The organism is Streptomyces sp. NPDC026246 (assembly GCF_055567995.1).
Genome location: NZ_JBVHPJ010000001.1, coordinates 843,099 through 857,033 on the forward strand (window position 1 = coordinate 843,099; position 13,935 = coordinate 857,033).

The following is a 13,935-nucleotide window of genomic DNA, read 5'->3' on the forward strand; positions in this document are numbered from 1 at the left end:
GGGGCCGGATGCGAGGATGAGGCGCCATGACAGCTGGGTGGTGCGTCCGCACGGTACGGGCCGCGGTGTTCGCGGCCGTCTGTGTGGTGCTCGCCGCCCTCGGCCACGTCATGATGTCCGGCGACCATGTGCCGCCGTGGGTGCTGGCGGCCGGCTGGGCCGTCACCGGCGCGGCCGGCTGGGCGCTGGCGGGCCGTGAACGCGGGCCGGGGGTGGTCGTCGCCGTCGCGGTCGCCGTGCAGACCGCCCTGCACTCGGCGTTCTCCCTCGCCCCGCAGGGGGCCCGGGAGGCGGCCGGGGGAGCGCACCCCGCAGGCGCCCACCCCATGCCCATGGGCATGCACATGAACATGGGCGCCGGCATGGACGCGGGTGCGGGTGCGGACGCGAGCGGGATGCGCCACGGCACGGGAGCCATGGGCCACGCCGCGCACGGCCCCGGCGACGACTCGTCCCTCGGGATGCTCGCCGCCCATCTCCTCGCCGCCCTGCTCTGCGGCCTGTGGCTGGCCCACGGGGAACGGGCCTTCTTCCGTCTGCTGCGCGCCGTGGGCGCCCGGCTCTCCGCTCCGCTGCGGCTCCTGTTCGCCCGGCCCGCGCCGCCGCCCCCGCCGGTGCGTGTACGCCGCCGGTCCTCGGATCGCCGGCCGCGGCTGCTCCTTCTCGTCCACGCGATCACCTCCCGAGGGCCACCCGTGGGGGCCGCTGCCGCCTGACGGCAGCCGGTGCGGTTCCGGGGCGGCCCTTCGCGCCGCTCCGGCCGCGGTTCCGTGCCCGTACCTCGTGCGCTCCGGCCGGCCCTCACGGCCGCCGGGGTGCCGTACGGGCGCGCCGCATCCCCACTCACCGGACCACGCGCCCGTGCGTTCACCGCCGGCGCGGTGTGCCCGCGCGCGGCCGTGGTCCCGGAATTCCGAGAAGGACACCAGGTGATCACTCCTGCCCTGCCCCGTGACGGATCGGCCTGCGCCGACGCGTCGATAACCGCCTGGGCGCTGGCCGCCCGCGCCGGCGACTCCGCCGCAGTCGAGCACTTCGTCCGGGCCCTGCACCGCGACGTCATCCGGTACGTCGCGCACCTGTGCGCCGACCCGCAGGCGGTGGACGATCTCACGCAGGACACGTTCCTGCGGGCGCTCGGCAGCCTGCACCGGTTCGAGGGCCGCTCCTCGGCGCGCGCCTGGCTGCTGGCCATCGCCCGGCGCGCGGTCGCCGACAGCATCCGGTCGGGGGCCGTGCGTCCCCGCCGGGCCGATCTGCCGGACTGGGAGCTGGCGGCCGAACTCGCCCAGCCGCGCGGCCTGCCCGGCTTCGACGACGGTGTGGTGCTGCGGGAACTGCTGGACGGGCTGCCCGAGGAGCGGCGCGAGGCGTTCGTCCTCACGCAGGTGCTGGGACTGCCGTACGCGGAGGCCGCCGCGCTGAGCCGCTGCCCGATCGGCACGGTCCGCTCCCGGGTGGCCCGCGCGCGGGCCACGCTCGTGGCCCTGCTCGCCGAGACGGAGGCGGCGGCGCCGCCCTCCGAGCCCGCCCTGGCCGCCTGACGGCGACGGCGCCACCGGTGCCCGCCGGCCGTCCGGCGGGCACCACCGCGCCCCGACGGTCTGGACGCCCTATCCAAGACCTGGACTGCTCGTCTAAGGTGGGTGGTGTGGGAAGCCTGAGAGGAGCCGGGATGGGCCGCGCGCTGGACGCCGAACGGGACGCGATCCTCGCGGCGATGACACCCGTCGTGGACGGCATCGCCGCGACCTTCGGCCCGGTCTGCGAAGTGGTGCTGCACGACTACCGCGACCCGGAGAGGTCGGTGGTCGCCGTGGCCGGTTCGGTGACCGGGCGGCGGATGGGCGGGGCGATGAGCGAGATCGGGATGCGCGTCCTGGCCGGCGGCGACGAGGCGGGCGACGAACTGAACTACGTCACCCGCACCCGCGACGGCGGCCTGGTGAAGTCCTCGACGATGGTGCTGCGGGACTCGACCGGCGCCGTCTTCGGCGCGCTCTGCGTCAACCTCGACATCGGCGCCGTCGGGGCGGCGCACCGGCTGCTCGGCGCCCTCGCCGGGGCGGACACCGTCCCCGCGGAGGTGCCCACCACCACCTTCGGCAACGACATCGACTCGGTGGTCGACGCCCTCGTCGACGCCCACCGGTCGCGACAGCGGGGCAGCTGGGCCGAGCTCGACCGCGCGGAGCGCCTGGACCTGTTCGGCGGCCTGGACGCCCGCGGGGTCTTCGCCGTGCGCGGAGCCGTCGAGCAGGTCGCCGGCCGGCTCGGCATCTCCCGCGCCTCCGCCTACAGCTACCTCTCCCAGGCCAGGGCCGCACACGACACCTCCGGAGGATCCGCGTGACGACCACGACCACCCCGCCGGTCACCCCCGACGACGTCCGGGACGCCGCAGCCCGGCTCAAGGGCGTCGCCCACCGCACGCCCGTCCTGCGCTCCCGCACCCTCGACGCCCTCGTCGGCGCGGAGGTGCACCTCAAGTGCGAGAACTTCCAGCGGGTGGGCGCCTTCAAGTTCCGCGGCGCCTACAACGCCGCCTCGCGGCTCACCCCCGAGCGGCTGAGCCGCGGCATCGCCGCCTACTCCTCCGGCAACCACGCCCAGGCCGTCGCCCTCGCCGCCCGCGAACTCGGCACCACCGCCGTCATCGTCATGCCCGAGGACGCCCCGCCCTCCAAGCGCGCCGCCACCGAGGGCTACGGCGCCGAGGTCGTCACCTACGACCGGTACACCGGCGACCGTGTCGTCATCGCCGAGGCCCTCGCCGCCGAGCGGGGGCTGACGCTCATCCCGCCCTACGAGCACCCGCACGTCATGGCCGGGCAGGGCACCGCGGCACTGGAACTGCTCGAAGAGGCCGGAGAGTTGGGAGCGCTGCTGGCTCCCGTCGGAGGTGGCGGGCTGATGGCCGGCAGCGCCACGGTGGCCAAGGCGATGTACCCGCGCATCCGCATGATCGGCATCGAACCGGAGGCGGGGGACGACACCAGGCGCTCCCTGGCGGCCGGGCGGCGCGTCACCGTCCCGGTGCCGCGCACCATCGCCGACGGCCAGGCGCTGCACACGCCCGGGGAACTCACCTTCTCCGTCAACCGGCGGCTCGTGGACGCGATCGAACTGGTCGGTGACGACGAGATCCGGGAGGCGATGCGGTTCGCCTTCGAGCACCTGAAGATCGTCGTCGAACCGAGCGGCGCCACCCCGCTGGCCGCCCTGCTCACCGGGCGCGCAGGCCCCCTCCCGCCCCGTGTGGGGGTGATCGTCTCCGGCGGGAACGTGGACGCGCGCCGCTTCGCCGACCTGTGCGCGACGGGGGCCGCCTGAGCTGGCGCCGCCCGTCCTGCGGACGGACGATGGAGGCACAGCCTCATCGAGGAGGAGCGTCATGCTGGAGATGAAGACGCTCGACAAGCCGGACGAGCGGCGCGACTACCCCCGAGGCCACCTGGAAGCCGTCCACATGAGTGGACTCGACTTCGCCGTGGCCACGTTCGAACCGGGCTGGCGCTGGTCGGAGTCCGTGGCCCCGCTCGCCGGGACCGACAGCTGCCGGATCCACCACAACGGCTATGTGGTGTCCGGCCGTATGCACATCCGCATGGACGACGGTGCCGAGGGCGAGGTCGGCCCCGGCGACGTGTTCGTCTGCTCGCCCGGCCACGACGCCTGGGTCGTCGGCGACGAGCAGTGCGTGGTGTACGACTTCGCGGGCGGCATGGCGAAGGCGTACGCCAAGACGGACTAGCACCCACCATCCCCTCACCCCGGCCCGCCGGAGGGAGGGAGCCCTGCGCTCCCGCCCCCCGGCGGGTCGGCGCTTGCCCCTCGGAAACCGATCGGTTTACGCTTTCGCAGTGGAAACCGATCGGTTTCCCTTCGTGTGCCATATGAGGGAGATACCCATGACCGCCATCGAAGGTTCCGTCGCCCTGGTCACCGGCGGCAGCCGCGGCATCGGCCGCGCCCTGGTCGCCGCCCTGTACGAACGCGGCGCGCGGAAGGTGTACGCCACCGCCCGCGACCCGCGCACCGTCACCCACCCCGACGCCGTGCCGCTCGCCCTGGAGGTCACCGACCCCGCGTCCGTCGCCGCCGCGGCCGAGCAGGCCCAGGACGTCACCCTGCTGATCAACAACGCGGGCGCCGCGGTGAGCGCGAGCTTCCTCGACTCGCCCGTCGAGGACGTCCGGCGCGAGTTCGAGACCAATTTCTACGGTCCGCTCCTGGTCACCCGGGCCTTCGTCCCGGTCATCGAGCGCAACGGCGGCGGCCACCTCCTCAACGTCCACTCCGTGCTGTCCTGGATCGGGCTCGCCGGCTCCTACAGCGCCTCCAAGGCCGCGCTGTGGTCGCAGACCAACTCGCTGCGCCTCGACCTCAAGCCGCGCGGCATCGACGTGACGGGCCTGCACGTCGGCTACGTCGACACCGACATGGCCGCCGGGGTGGACGCGCCCAAGTCCACGGCCGAGAGCGTGGCCGCCCAGGCCCTCGACGGCATCGCGTCCGGCGCCCACGAGGTCCTGGCCGACGACCTCACGCGGCAGGTCAAGGCCGGGCTGTCGGCCGACCCCGCCGTGCTCTACCCACAGCTCGCCGCCTGATCACACCGGCAGCAGCCGCGCCACCAGCGCGCTCAACTGCCGGACGTTGCGGCACTCGTGCATCTCCACCAGCGCGGCGTACGCCGGAGCGACCGAGTCTCCGGTGCCCCAGCGGTCGCGCTGCTCGGGATTGAGCCAGTACACGCGGCGGGCGCGTTCGCCGATCCGGGCGAGGGCCGGCAGGTTCGGATCGCTGCGGTTCGTGCGCGCGTCCCCCAGGACGAACACGGTCGTGCGCGAACCGACCGCGTCGGCGCAGCGCTCCGCGAACTCGCCCAGTGCCATGCCGTAGTCGCTGCTGCCGTGGTGGCCGGTGACCGCAGCCTCCGTCTGGATGCGGACGCCGAGTCCCTCCGGGTCGGCGGCGCCGTGCCGGAGCAGGCCCGTCACCTCGTCGATCCGGTTGACGAAGGCGAACACCCGTACCTTGCTGAACTGGTCGTGCAGTGCCTGCACCAGCAGCATGGTGAAGTCGGAGAAGCCCGACACCGAGCCGGACACATCGCACAGCAGCACCAGTTCGGGCCGGGCGGGGCGGCGCCGGCGCAGCACCGGACGCATCGGCACCCCGCCCGTGGAGAGCGAGCCGCGCAGCGTCCGCCGCAGGTCGATCGCGCCGCGGGAGGCGCGGCGGCGCCGGGTCGCGAGCCGGGTCGCGAGCTTGCGGGCGAGCGGCTGGACCGTGCGGCGCAGCTCGGCCAGCCGGTCCTTGCCCGCGAACAGGAAGTCGACCCGGTCGGCGGTCGGGGCGACCGCCCGCCGGGCGATCTCGTCCCGTCCCCGCCGCTCGGCGACGCGGCGCCGGGCCTCCGCGGTCACCAGCGCGCGGAACGTCTCGATCCGCCGCCGGACCTCGTCCTCGAGCAACCGGTCCGCGAAGCCCTGGCTGCCGCCCGCCCCGCGCACCTGGTCCCGTACGCGGGCCATGAGGGTCTGCGGCCGCAGCCGTTCCAGGGCCTGGTACGACGACCAGCCGTCCGACTCGGGCGAGGAGCCGTACCCGCCGAAACCGTCGACGGCCTCGACCGCCAGCCGCCCCAGCAGGGCATGGTCGTCCGCGGCCAGCGCGCCGGCCAGCCGGTCGCGCAGGTCCTCCCGTCCGGCAGGCTCCCCGGCGGGAGCGCCGACCGAGCGCGGGAAGTACAGGTCGAAGACGGCGTCGAACACCCCCCGCTGTCCCGGCCCGTGCAGCAGGGTCGCCGCGAGGCCTTCGCGCAGCAGCTCCCGGTCGGCGAGGCCGAGTTCCTCCACCGCCCGCGCGGCGTCCACCGTCTCCCCGGTGCCGATCCGGACGCCGTGTGCGCGCAGCGCCCCCACCAGGGAGGTCAGCCGCTCCGCGACACCGGCCGCTGCGCTCACAGGGCCTCCGGGTCGAGCTTGGCGGACGCCTTGAGCACGTCGTCCTGGTGTTTGAGGAGCACGCCGAGCGTGGCCCGCACGACGGACCCGTCCAGGGTGCCGGCGCCGAGTTCCAGCAGGGTGCGCGCCCAGTCGACGGTCTCGGCGACCGACGGGGCCTTGCGCAGGTCCATCGCCCGCAGCGCCCCCACGACCCGGACGACGGAGCGGGCCAGCGCCTCGTCCAGCCCGGGCACCCGCAGCCGTACGATCCGGCGCTCCAGCTCCTCGTCCGGGAAGCCGATGTGCAGGAACAGGCAGCGGCGGCGCAGCGCCTCGGACAGCTCCCGGGTGGCGTTGGAGGTGAGGACGACGAAGGGGCGGCGCGTCGCGGTGATGGTGCCCAGCTCCGGGACGGTCACCTGGAAGTCGCTGAGCACCTCCAGGAGCAGGCCCTCCACCTCGACGTCCGCCTTGTCGGTCTCGTCGATCAGCAGCACCTTCGGGTCGTCGCCCCGGATGGCCGTCAGCAGCGGCCGCGTGAGCAGGAACTCCTCGCTGAAGATGTCCGTACGGGTCTCGTCCCACGTCTCGTCGCGGCCCGCGCTGATGCGCAGGAGCTGTTTGGCGTGGTTCCACTCGTACAGCGCGCGGGACTCGTCGACGCCCTCGTAGCACTGCAGGCGGACCAGCCGGGCGCCGGCGACCCGGGCGACGGCCTTGGCCAGTTCCGTCTTGCCGACGCCGGCCGGGCCCTCCACCAGCAGCGGCTTGCCCAGGCGGTCGGCGAGGAAGACGGTGGTGGCGACGGCGGGGGAGGCGAGGTAGCCGGCCTCGGCCAGGCGGGCGGAGACCTCGTCGACGGATGTGAACAACGAAGACCTCCGGGCGGCAGGAGCGGCGAACGCGACTATCTAAGCGCTTGTTCACCGTCGCTGTCACGAGTCCGCCGGTCGGCAGCAGGTCAAAACCGATCGGTTTCCACCGGGGTGGCGGGCGCGGTACCCTCGCCTCCATGGCCACCAGTGACAAGGCGTCCACCCGCGACCGGCTGCTCGACGCGGCGGCCGACCTCTTCTACCGCGAGGGCGTCTCCATCGGTGTCGAGACGCTGTGCCGCAGCGCCGGGGTCTCCAAGCGCTCCATGTACCAGCTCTTCGCGAGCAAGGACGAGGTCCTCGCCGCCAGCCTCGACCGGCTGCTCCCGCAGTACGAGGCCCGCCTCGCCCCCGGACCGGAGGAGGCTCCGGCCGGCACACCGCGCGAGAGCATCCTGGACGTCTTCCAGCGACTGGAGAAGGCCGCCGCCGACCCCGCCTACCTGGGCTGCCCCTACCTCGCGGCGCTCGTCGAGCTGAAGAACCCCGCCCACCCGGCGAGCGCGGTCGCCCGGAGGGCCAAGGAGCGGCTGCGCACCTTCTTCCGCACCCGGGCCGCCGAAGGCGGAGCCCGGGACCCGGAGCTTCTGGCCCGTCAGTTGATGCTCGTCTTCGACGGGGCCAGCGCCCGGGCGGGAGCGGGGATCGAGACCCTGGACGGGCTCACCGCCGCGACCGTGACCGCGCTGCTGGACGCCTCCGGGACACGCTGAGGGCAGGCGCGCCGCGGCCGCCCTCGGCATCCCCCTGCTCAGGCGACGGCCGCCACCGCCCGCACCGCGTCGGTGCGCAGCACCCGCCGGGCCGTCGCCAGACCGGTCCCCAGGGTCACCGCCGCGGCGACGGCGACCACCGCGAGCCACACGCCGAACACCTGGCCGGGCAGCACACCGTCCGTGCGGACCACGGTGAAGGGCACGATCCCCGCCAGGGCGGCCGGCGTGCCGCAGCACACGCCGGTCACCGTCAGCACCAGCCCCTCGGTTGTCACCACGCCCAGCACCTGCCGGACAGTCGCCCCGGCCAGCCGCTGCTGCCCGAACTCCCGCTCACGGTAGGAGGTCGCCGCGTACAGGGAGTTGACCAGCATGACGCAGACGAAGACCACGATGATGCCGACGACCGTGAAGTTGAGCGTCTCCAGGTTCTTCGCGTCGACCGACTTCACCGCCCCCGAAGCGGCGACGGCGTCGCTCTCCACCGACTGCATCGTCAGCGTCGCCGTCGCGACGGCCGTGAGCAGGATCAGGGACATCAGGATCCCGGCGAGCTGCCCGGTCCGTTCCCGCAGGTTGCGCACCGCCAGCCACCCGCTCGCCCCGGTGAGCGGCAGCCGGTCCAGGACCGCCGTCAGCAGCCTCGGCGCCTTCAGCGCGGCGCCGACCGACAGCAGGATCGCCCCGTAGGCCGGTGGCGCCATCAGCGCGGCGTCCGTCGCCGGGAACGCGAACGTCGCACCGGCCGACGTGGCACCCACGGCCAGGGCCGCGTACGCGAGAACCGACTTCGCCCGCCCCCGCTCCCGGCCGCGGCGGGCCGCCCGCCGTACGGCCAGGAAGGCGGCTCCCGCCGCGGCGAGCAGGGTGATGCCGAACCCGGACAGGAAGGCCACCGGCCCGAAGGAGAACTCCACCGACCGCGCGACCTGGCCGCTGTCCCGGAACACCTCCAGCAGCGCCCGGCCGCCGAGCATCGCCGGCCCCACGGCCGACGCGGCGCCCACCAGGGCCACGGCCACCGCCTCACCCACGACCATCCGCTTGATCTGCCCGGGCGTCGCCCCCGAGCAGCGCAGCAGTTCCCTCTCGGCGGCGCGCTGACGCACGTTCACCGTCAGCGTCGAGGCGATCGCGAAGAACACCAGGAGGGTGCCGTAGCCGCCCACCACACCCGCCGCCGTGGACAAGGTCTCGGCACTGACCGGGTCCACCCCGGGCTGCGCGGCGGTGTCGTGCAGCGCGTTGAACGTCATGATGATCGCGGCGCCCAGGAACGCGGACAGCAGCGTGGCGAGGAACCGCCCGGGCCGCTGCCGCACCGACCGCATCGCCAGTACGAACATCGCTCACACCCCCGCCGTCGCGTCGTCGCCCAGGTGGGCCAGCCGCTCGGCGACCGCGTCCGCCGTCGGTGCCTGGAGCCGGCCCGCCAGCCGGCCGTCCGCGAGGAACAGCACGGTGTCGGCCCAGGAGGCGGCGACCGGGTCGTGCGTCACCATCACCACCGTCCGGCCGTGCACCCGCACGGCCTGCTGCAGCAGCCGCAGCACGTCCCGGGCACTGCGGGAGTCGAGCGCGCCCGTCGGCTCGTCCGCGAAGATCAGCCGCGGTTCGGTGACCAGGGCCCGGGCGATCGCCACCCGCTGGCGCTGGCCTCCGGAGAGCTGGTCCGGCCGGTGCCCGAGCCGGTCGCCGAGACCGACGGCCGCCAGCACCTCCCGCACGCGCCGCCGGTCCACGCGCCGCCCGGCGAGCTTCAGCGGCAGCACCGTGTTCTGCGCGACCGTCAGCGTCTCCAGCAGGTTGTACTGCTGGAACACGAACCCGATCCGGCCGCGGCGGAACGTCGTCAGCTCCGCCTCGCCGCCGCCCGTCAGTTCGGTGCCGTCGACCCGCACGATCCCGCTGTCGGGCCGGTCCAGACCCGCCGCGCACTGCAGCAGGGTCGACTTGCCCGAACCCGAGGGCCCCATCACCGCCGTGAACGTGCCGCGCCCCAGCCCGAGCGTCACCCCGTCCAGCGCGGTCACGGCACCGTCGCCGCTGCCGTACGTCCTGGTGACCTTGACCAGCCGCAGTGCCTCGGCGGCGGGCTCCCGGTCCTGCTCCTGTCGTGCCCCGGTGCGGAACATCTCCTCGTCCCCCTTCGTCCGACACGCCCTGTGTCCCGCCTCGACGCTACGGAGAACGGGACGTGGCCACACTGGCCGCAGAACCCGTATCGGGGGGTGTACTCAGCGACACCCCCGGGGTACCTGATCACTCCCGTACCGAAAGGGTTGGAACGGCATGCAGATCGATCTGAAGGGCCGCAGCGCCCTGGTCACCGGCTCCACGCAGGGCATCGGCGCCGCCATCGCCACGGGCCTGGCCCGGGCGGGCGCCCGGGTGGGCGTCAACGGCCGCTCACCCGAGCGGGTGCAGCAGGCGGTGGAACGGATGCGCGGCGAGGCACCCGGCGCCGAACTGGTCCCGGTGGCCGCCGACGTGACCGGCGACGAGGGCGCCCGGCAGGCGGTGGACGCGCTCGGGCAGGTGGACATCCTCGTCAACAACCTCGGCGTTTTCGAGTCCGCCGATCCCCTGGAGATCAGCGACGACGAGTGGCGCCGCTACTTCGACGTGAACGTCCTGTCCGCCGTGCGCCTGACCCGGCTCGTCCTGCCCGGCATGACCGAGCGCGGCTGGGGACGGATCCAGAACGTCGCCAGCGACTCCGCGGTCGTCATCCCCGCCGAGATGATCCACTACGGCATGTCCAAGACGGCCCTGCTCGCGGTCGGCCGCGGCTTCGCCAAGCAGGCCGCCGGCACCGGCGTGACGGTGAACTCCGTCATCGCCGGCCCCACTAACACCGGCGGCGTCGAGGACTTCGTCTACCAGCTCGTCGACCGCGACCTGCCGTGGGACGAGGCCCAACGCGCCTTCATGAAGCAGCACCGGCCCCAGTCCCTGCTGCAGCGGCTGATCGAACCGGAGGAGATCGCCAACATGGTCGTCTACCTCGCCTCCGACCAGGCCTCCGCGACCACCGGCGGCGCCCTGCGGGTCGACGGCGGCTACGTCGACTCGATCCTGCCCTGACGCCCGGCCGTGTCCCGCTCAGCCCTCGCTCACCAGCACCACCTCCAGCGTGCGCGGGCCGTGCACCCCCTCGACCCGATCCAGCTCGATGTCACTGGTCGCCGACGGCCCGGAGATCCACGTCAGCGGACGCGCCGGGTCGAGGCGTCCGAGCGCCTGCGGCACGGAGGAGACGACCTGGCCGGGGACGCGCACCACACAGATGTGGTGGTCCGGGACGAGGGTGATCCGCCGGCGGCCCTGGTCGGGCGAGCCGTCCAGCACGATGGTGCCGGTCTCCGCCACGGCGACGGCGCAGCCGGTGACCACGCTGTCCACCCGGTCGAGTTCCTGCGGGGTGCTCTCCGCCCGGTCCGCCACCCGCGGCACGCCGGTCGCCGCCAGCCACGCCGGCGGAACCCCGGGCGGCACCAGCACCGACTCCGATCCGCGCTCCCGGAGCAGCGCGGCGACCAGCCCGGCCAGCCCGTCGCCGTCCGTGCGGTGCACCACCGCCCGGTAGTCCGCCAGGTTCTCGGCCAGCAGTTCCACCGTCTCCGCGACACCCCGCCGGCCGTGCTCGCGCAGGTAGTCCCGCGTGATCGGCGGCTCGTCGTCCGGCACGTCCGCCAGGGCGCGCCGCACCCGGCCCAAAATCCGCTCCCTGCTGCTCACTTCGCGCCGCCCTTCCCGCCGTTGGTCCGCCGCCACCAGTCCCGGAACGGCTCGGCGGGCATCCGCGGCAGGTCCCGCGTCCCGCTCCAGGCCCGGCCCGGTCCCGGCAGGGTGCGCGGGTGGAAGCGCCGCGTGCGGGAGGCGGCCCGCTGGCCGGTGCGCAGCGCATCCGGGTGCGTGAACGCCCAGCGGGCCGCGCGCATCGCCGCGCGTTCCGCCGCGTGCCCCTTGGCCGGCCGCAGGACCACCTTGTTGCCCCCGCGGACCGCCTCGCCGCCCTGCACGACACGCTCCCTCAGGTGGACCAGCACCTCCGGGATGTCGATGGCGACCGGGCACACCTCGTAGCACGCCCCGCACAGGGAGGACGCGTACGGCAGGGAGGCGTCGATCTCGCTTCCCGTGCCGCGCAGTTGGGGGCTGAGGATGGCCCCGATCGGTCCCGGGTAGACCGAGCCGTAGGCGTGCCCGCCGGCCCGTTCGTACACCGGGCAGACGTTGAGGCAGGCCGAGCAGCGGATGCAGCGCAGGGCCTGCCGGCCGACCTCGTCGGCGAGGGTGTCGGTGCGGCCGTTGTCCAGCAGCACCAGGTGGAACGCCCGGGGGCCGTCCCCGTCGGCCGTGCCCGTCCAGGTGGAGGTGTACGGGTTCATGCGCTCGGCCGTCGAGGAGCGCGGGAGGGTCTGCAGGAACACCTCCAGGTCCTGCCACGTCGGCACGGTCTTCTCGATGCCGACGACCGAGATCAGCGTCTCGGGCAGGGTCAGGCACATCCGCCCGTTGCCCTCGGACTCCACGACCACCAGGGTGCCCGTCTCGGCGACCATGAAGTTGGCTCCCGAGATGCCGACCTTGGCGCGCAGGAACTTCTCCCTCAGGTGCAGCCGGGCCGCCTCGGCGAGTTCGGCGGGCGCGTCGGTCAGACCGCCGGGTGCCGGGCGGCCCCAGGAGGCCATCCGGTCACGGAAGATGTCGCGGATCTCGCCCCGGTTGCGGTGGATGGCCGGTACGAGGATGTGCGAGGGGCGGTCCTCGCCCAACTGCACGATCAGTTCGGCGAGATCCGTCTCGTAGGCGCGGATGCCGGCGGCCTCGAGCGCCTCGTTGAGCCCGATCTCCTGGGTGGCCATCGACTTGACCTTCACGACCTCCGACTCGCCGGTCGCCCGCACCAGCCGCGTGACGATCTCGTTGGCCTCGTCGGCGTCGGCGGCCCAGTGCACGACACCGCCGGCCGCCGTGACCGCCTCCTCCAACTGCACCAGGTAGCGGTCCAGATGGCGCAGGGTGTGGTCCTTGATCTGCTTGCCCGCCTCACGCAGTGCGGCCCAGTCGGACACCTCCGCCACGGCCTTGGCCCGCTTGGCTCGGATGGTGTGCGTGGCGTGCCGCAGATTGCCGCGCAGCCGGTCGTCGGCCACCGCCTCCCGCGCCGCCTGCGGAAACGCCGGCATCCCGAGATACGTCCCGCTCACCGTGCCGGTTCCTCCTCCGTGCTCGCCAGGATCTCCGCGAGGTGCACCGGCCGCATGCCGGTCCGCAGCCGGGTCATCGTCCCGCCGAGGTGCATCAGGCAGGAGTTGTCGGCCGCGCACAGCACCTCGGCGCCGGTCGACTCGGCGTGGCGCACCTTGTCCGCGCCCATCGCCGCCGAGACGTCCGCGTTCTTCAGCGCGAAGGTGCCGCCGAAGCCGCAGCACTCCTCGGCGCCCGGCAGTTCGGCCAGCTCCAGCCCCCTCACCGCCCGCAGCAGCCGCTCCGGGCGCTCGCCGAGCCCGAGCGCGCGCAGCCCGTGACAGGTCGGGTGGTAGGTGACCTTGTGCGGGTAATACGCGCCGACGTCGGTCACGCCCAGCACGTCCACCAGGAACTCGGTGAGTTCGTACGTCTTCGGCACCACGGGCGCCAGCCCGGCCGCGAGGGCGCCGCCCCGCCCCTCGGCCCGGGCCCGCTCGCCCATCCGCGGGTACAGCTCCCGCACCATCGCCCCGCACGACCCGGACGGTGTCACGATCGCCTCGTAGCCGCCGAAGACCTCGGCGAAACGCCGGGCTAGGGGCTCGGCCTCGTGCCGGTAGCCGGTGTTGTAGTGCGCCTGCCCGCAGCAGGTCTGCCCCTCGGGGAAGTCGACCTCGACGCCCAGCCGGGTCAGCAGCTTCACCACGGCACGTCCGGTGTCCGGATAGAGCGTGTCGTTCACGCAGGTCAGGAACAGGGCGACGCGCATCGTGCTCCTCGGGGCCGATCATCGGACGTGTGCAGCGTAGTGGCGGGTGGCGGGCCCGGGGGAGAGCCCGTCAGGCGGACGTCGCCGGGGCCGCCGCCCCGGCCGGACCTGCTCGCACCGGAGGGCACCGGCCGGACGTCGGTCAGGTCCCGCTGGACGGTGCGCCCGTCGTCCCCCACGGACCCGGCGACGCCCGCGGCGCCGGTATCGCCGCGCTCTCCCGCGGACGCGACCTTCAGCGCCGGCTCGCCCCGGCCGTGCGTCCTCTCGCCGACGCGGGGCACCGCTCCCTCGCTCACGTCAGCGGCCCGCCGGGCCTGAGCCACGTCCGGCGGGCGGCGCACCGGCGCCTTCCGCGCTCGCCGGGGCCCGGCTGCCGGGCCTCGCCGACCGCCCGGCGGCCCACACGGCCGTTCAGGAGG

At 74.2% G+C, this 13,935-nt stretch carries 15 protein-coding genes; 8 read left to right on the forward strand and 7 right to left on the reverse strand.

Annotated features, from left to right (window positions below; translation table 11 throughout):
- Positions 1-26 precede the first annotated feature (26 nt).
- The 6 genes from ACZ4M5_RS03650 to ACZ4M5_RS03675 all read left to right on the forward strand — a co-directional run bounded on the left by ACZ4M5_RS03650 (position 27) and on the right by ACZ4M5_RS03675 (position 4,613).
- The gene (locus ACZ4M5_RS03650; RefSeq protein WP_467732641.1) at positions 27-716 is read left to right on the forward strand and encodes a hypothetical protein; all 690 of its coding nucleotides are present in this window, start codon (positions 27-29) and stop codon (positions 714-716) included.
- Positions 717-929: 213 nt separating this feature from the next.
- Positions 930-1,544: a sigma-70 family RNA polymerase sigma factor gene (locus ACZ4M5_RS03655; RefSeq protein ID WP_467732643.1), complete on the forward strand. Its 615-nt coding sequence runs from the start codon at positions 930-932 to the stop codon at positions 1,542-1,544.
- Positions 1,545-1,675: 131 nt separating this feature from the next.
- The gene (locus ACZ4M5_RS03660) at positions 1,676-2,353 is read left to right on the forward strand and encodes a helix-turn-helix transcriptional regulator (RefSeq protein ID WP_467732645.1); all 678 of its coding nucleotides are present in this window, start codon (positions 1,676-1,678) and stop codon (positions 2,351-2,353) included.
- Entirely contained in the window at positions 2,350-3,333 is a 984-nt protein-coding gene (locus ACZ4M5_RS03665) for a pyridoxal-phosphate dependent enzyme (RefSeq protein ID WP_467732647.1), read from the forward strand. The genes ACZ4M5_RS03660 and ACZ4M5_RS03665 overlap by 4 nt, the downstream gene beginning before the upstream one ends.
- 61 nt (positions 3,334-3,394) lie before the next feature.
- Complete coding sequence (locus ACZ4M5_RS03670) at positions 3,395-3,754, forward strand: cupin domain-containing protein (protein WP_398107621.1); 360 nt, start codon at positions 3,395-3,397, stop codon at positions 3,752-3,754.
- A gap of 157 nt (positions 3,755-3,911) precedes the next feature.
- Complete coding sequence (locus ACZ4M5_RS03675) at positions 3,912-4,613, forward strand: SDR family oxidoreductase (RefSeq protein ID WP_467732649.1); 702 nt, start codon at positions 3,912-3,914, stop codon at positions 4,611-4,613.
- Here the strand turns inward: ACZ4M5_RS03675 and ACZ4M5_RS03680 are convergent, their stop codons facing one another.
- Positions 4,614-5,972, reverse strand: coding sequence for a vWA domain-containing protein (locus ACZ4M5_RS03680; RefSeq protein ID WP_467732651.1), 1,359 nt, complete (start codon positions 5,970-5,972; stop codon positions 4,614-4,616).
- Entirely contained in the window at positions 5,969-6,826 is an 858-nt protein-coding gene (locus ACZ4M5_RS03685; protein ID WP_467732653.1) for an AAA family ATPase, read from the reverse strand. The genes ACZ4M5_RS03680 and ACZ4M5_RS03685 overlap by 4 nt, the downstream gene beginning before the upstream one ends.
- Before the next feature lie 140 nt (positions 6,827-6,966).
- On the opposite strand from ACZ4M5_RS03685, the gene ACZ4M5_RS03690 reads away from it, so the two are divergent.
- Positions 6,967-7,542, forward strand: coding sequence for a TetR/AcrR family transcriptional regulator (locus ACZ4M5_RS03690; protein WP_467732655.1), 576 nt, complete (start codon positions 6,967-6,969; stop codon positions 7,540-7,542).
- A 38-nt stretch (positions 7,543-7,580) separates the two neighbouring features.
- Here ACZ4M5_RS03690 and ACZ4M5_RS03695 read toward each other — a convergent pair whose 3' ends face one another.
- Positions 7,581-8,891: an FtsX-like permease family protein gene (locus ACZ4M5_RS03695; protein ID WP_467732657.1), complete on the reverse strand. Its 1,311-nt coding sequence runs from the start codon at positions 8,889-8,891 to the stop codon at positions 7,581-7,583.
- Positions 8,892-8,894: 3 nt separating this feature from the next.
- On the reverse strand, positions 8,895-9,680 hold the full coding sequence (locus ACZ4M5_RS03700) for an ABC transporter ATP-binding protein (protein WP_467732659.1): 786 nt from the start codon (positions 9,678-9,680) through the stop codon (positions 8,895-8,897).
- Positions 9,681-9,837: 157 nt separating this feature from the next.
- On the opposite strand from ACZ4M5_RS03700, the gene ACZ4M5_RS03705 reads away from it, so the two are divergent.
- Positions 9,838-10,632 carry an SDR family NAD(P)-dependent oxidoreductase gene (locus ACZ4M5_RS03705; RefSeq protein WP_467732661.1) on the forward strand — a complete coding sequence of 265 codons (795 nt, stop codon included), beginning with the start codon at positions 9,838-9,840 and terminating at the stop codon, positions 10,630-10,632.
- Positions 10,633-10,650: 18 nt separating this feature from the next.
- Here the strand turns inward: ACZ4M5_RS03705 and ACZ4M5_RS03710 are convergent, their stop codons facing one another.
- Genes ACZ4M5_RS03710 through ACZ4M5_RS03720 form a run of 3 tightly spaced genes read right to left on the reverse strand, consistent with a single transcriptional unit; the run spans position 10,651 to position 13,513 of the window.
- Complete coding sequence (locus tag ACZ4M5_RS03710) at positions 10,651-11,286, reverse strand: LutC/YkgG family protein (protein ID WP_467732663.1); 636 nt, start codon at positions 11,284-11,286, stop codon at positions 10,651-10,653.
- Positions 11,283-12,761 (reverse strand): LutB/LldF family L-lactate oxidation iron-sulfur protein, encoded by a 1,479-nt coding sequence (locus ACZ4M5_RS03715; RefSeq protein WP_467732665.1) that lies wholly within the window; start codon positions 12,759-12,761, stop codon positions 11,283-11,285. The genes ACZ4M5_RS03710 and ACZ4M5_RS03715 overlap by 4 nt, the downstream gene beginning before the upstream one ends.
- A complete protein-coding gene (locus ACZ4M5_RS03720; RefSeq protein WP_467732667.1) occupies positions 12,758-13,513 on the reverse strand; it encodes a (Fe-S)-binding protein in 756 nt (251 codons plus the stop codon). Before ACZ4M5_RS03720 ends, ACZ4M5_RS03715 begins: the two co-directional genes overlap by 4 nt.
- Positions 13,514-13,935 lie beyond the last annotated feature (422 nt).

What these genes read in the sequence shown, in the direction of transcription:
- ACZ4M5_RS03650 (WP_467732641.1), top strand. Translation starts at nt 27, where the DNA reads ATGACAGCTGGGTGGTGCGTCCGCACGGTACGGGCCGCGGTGTTCGCG.
- ACZ4M5_RS03660 (WP_467732645.1), top strand. Translation starts at nt 1,676, where the DNA reads ATGGGCCGCGCGCTGGACGCCGAACGGGACGCGATCCTCGCGGCGATG.
- ACZ4M5_RS03670 (WP_398107621.1), top strand. Translation starts at nt 3,395, where the DNA reads ATGCTGGAGATGAAGACGCTCGACAAGCCGGACGAGCGGCGCGACTAC.
- ACZ4M5_RS03675 (WP_467732649.1), top strand. Translation starts at nt 3,912, where the DNA reads ATGACCGCCATCGAAGGTTCCGTCGCCCTGGTCACCGGCGGCAGCCGC.
- ACZ4M5_RS03690 (WP_467732655.1), top strand. Translation starts at nt 6,967, where the DNA reads ATGGCCACCAGTGACAAGGCGTCCACCCGCGACCGGCTGCTCGACGCG.
- ACZ4M5_RS03695 (WP_467732657.1), bottom strand. Translation starts at nt 8,891, where the DNA reads ATGTTCGTACTGGCGATGCGGTCGGTGCGGCAGCGGCCCGGGCGGTTC.
- ACZ4M5_RS03700 (WP_467732659.1), bottom strand. Translation starts at nt 9,680, where the DNA reads ATGTTCCGCACCGGGGCACGACAGGAGCAGGACCGGGAGCCCGCCGCC.
- ACZ4M5_RS03705 (WP_467732661.1), top strand. Translation starts at nt 9,838, where the DNA reads ATGCAGATCGATCTGAAGGGCCGCAGCGCCCTGGTCACCGGCTCCACG.
- ACZ4M5_RS03720 (WP_467732667.1), bottom strand. Translation starts at nt 13,513, where the DNA reads ATGCGCGTCGCCCTGTTCCTGACCTGCGTGAACGACACGCTCTATCCG.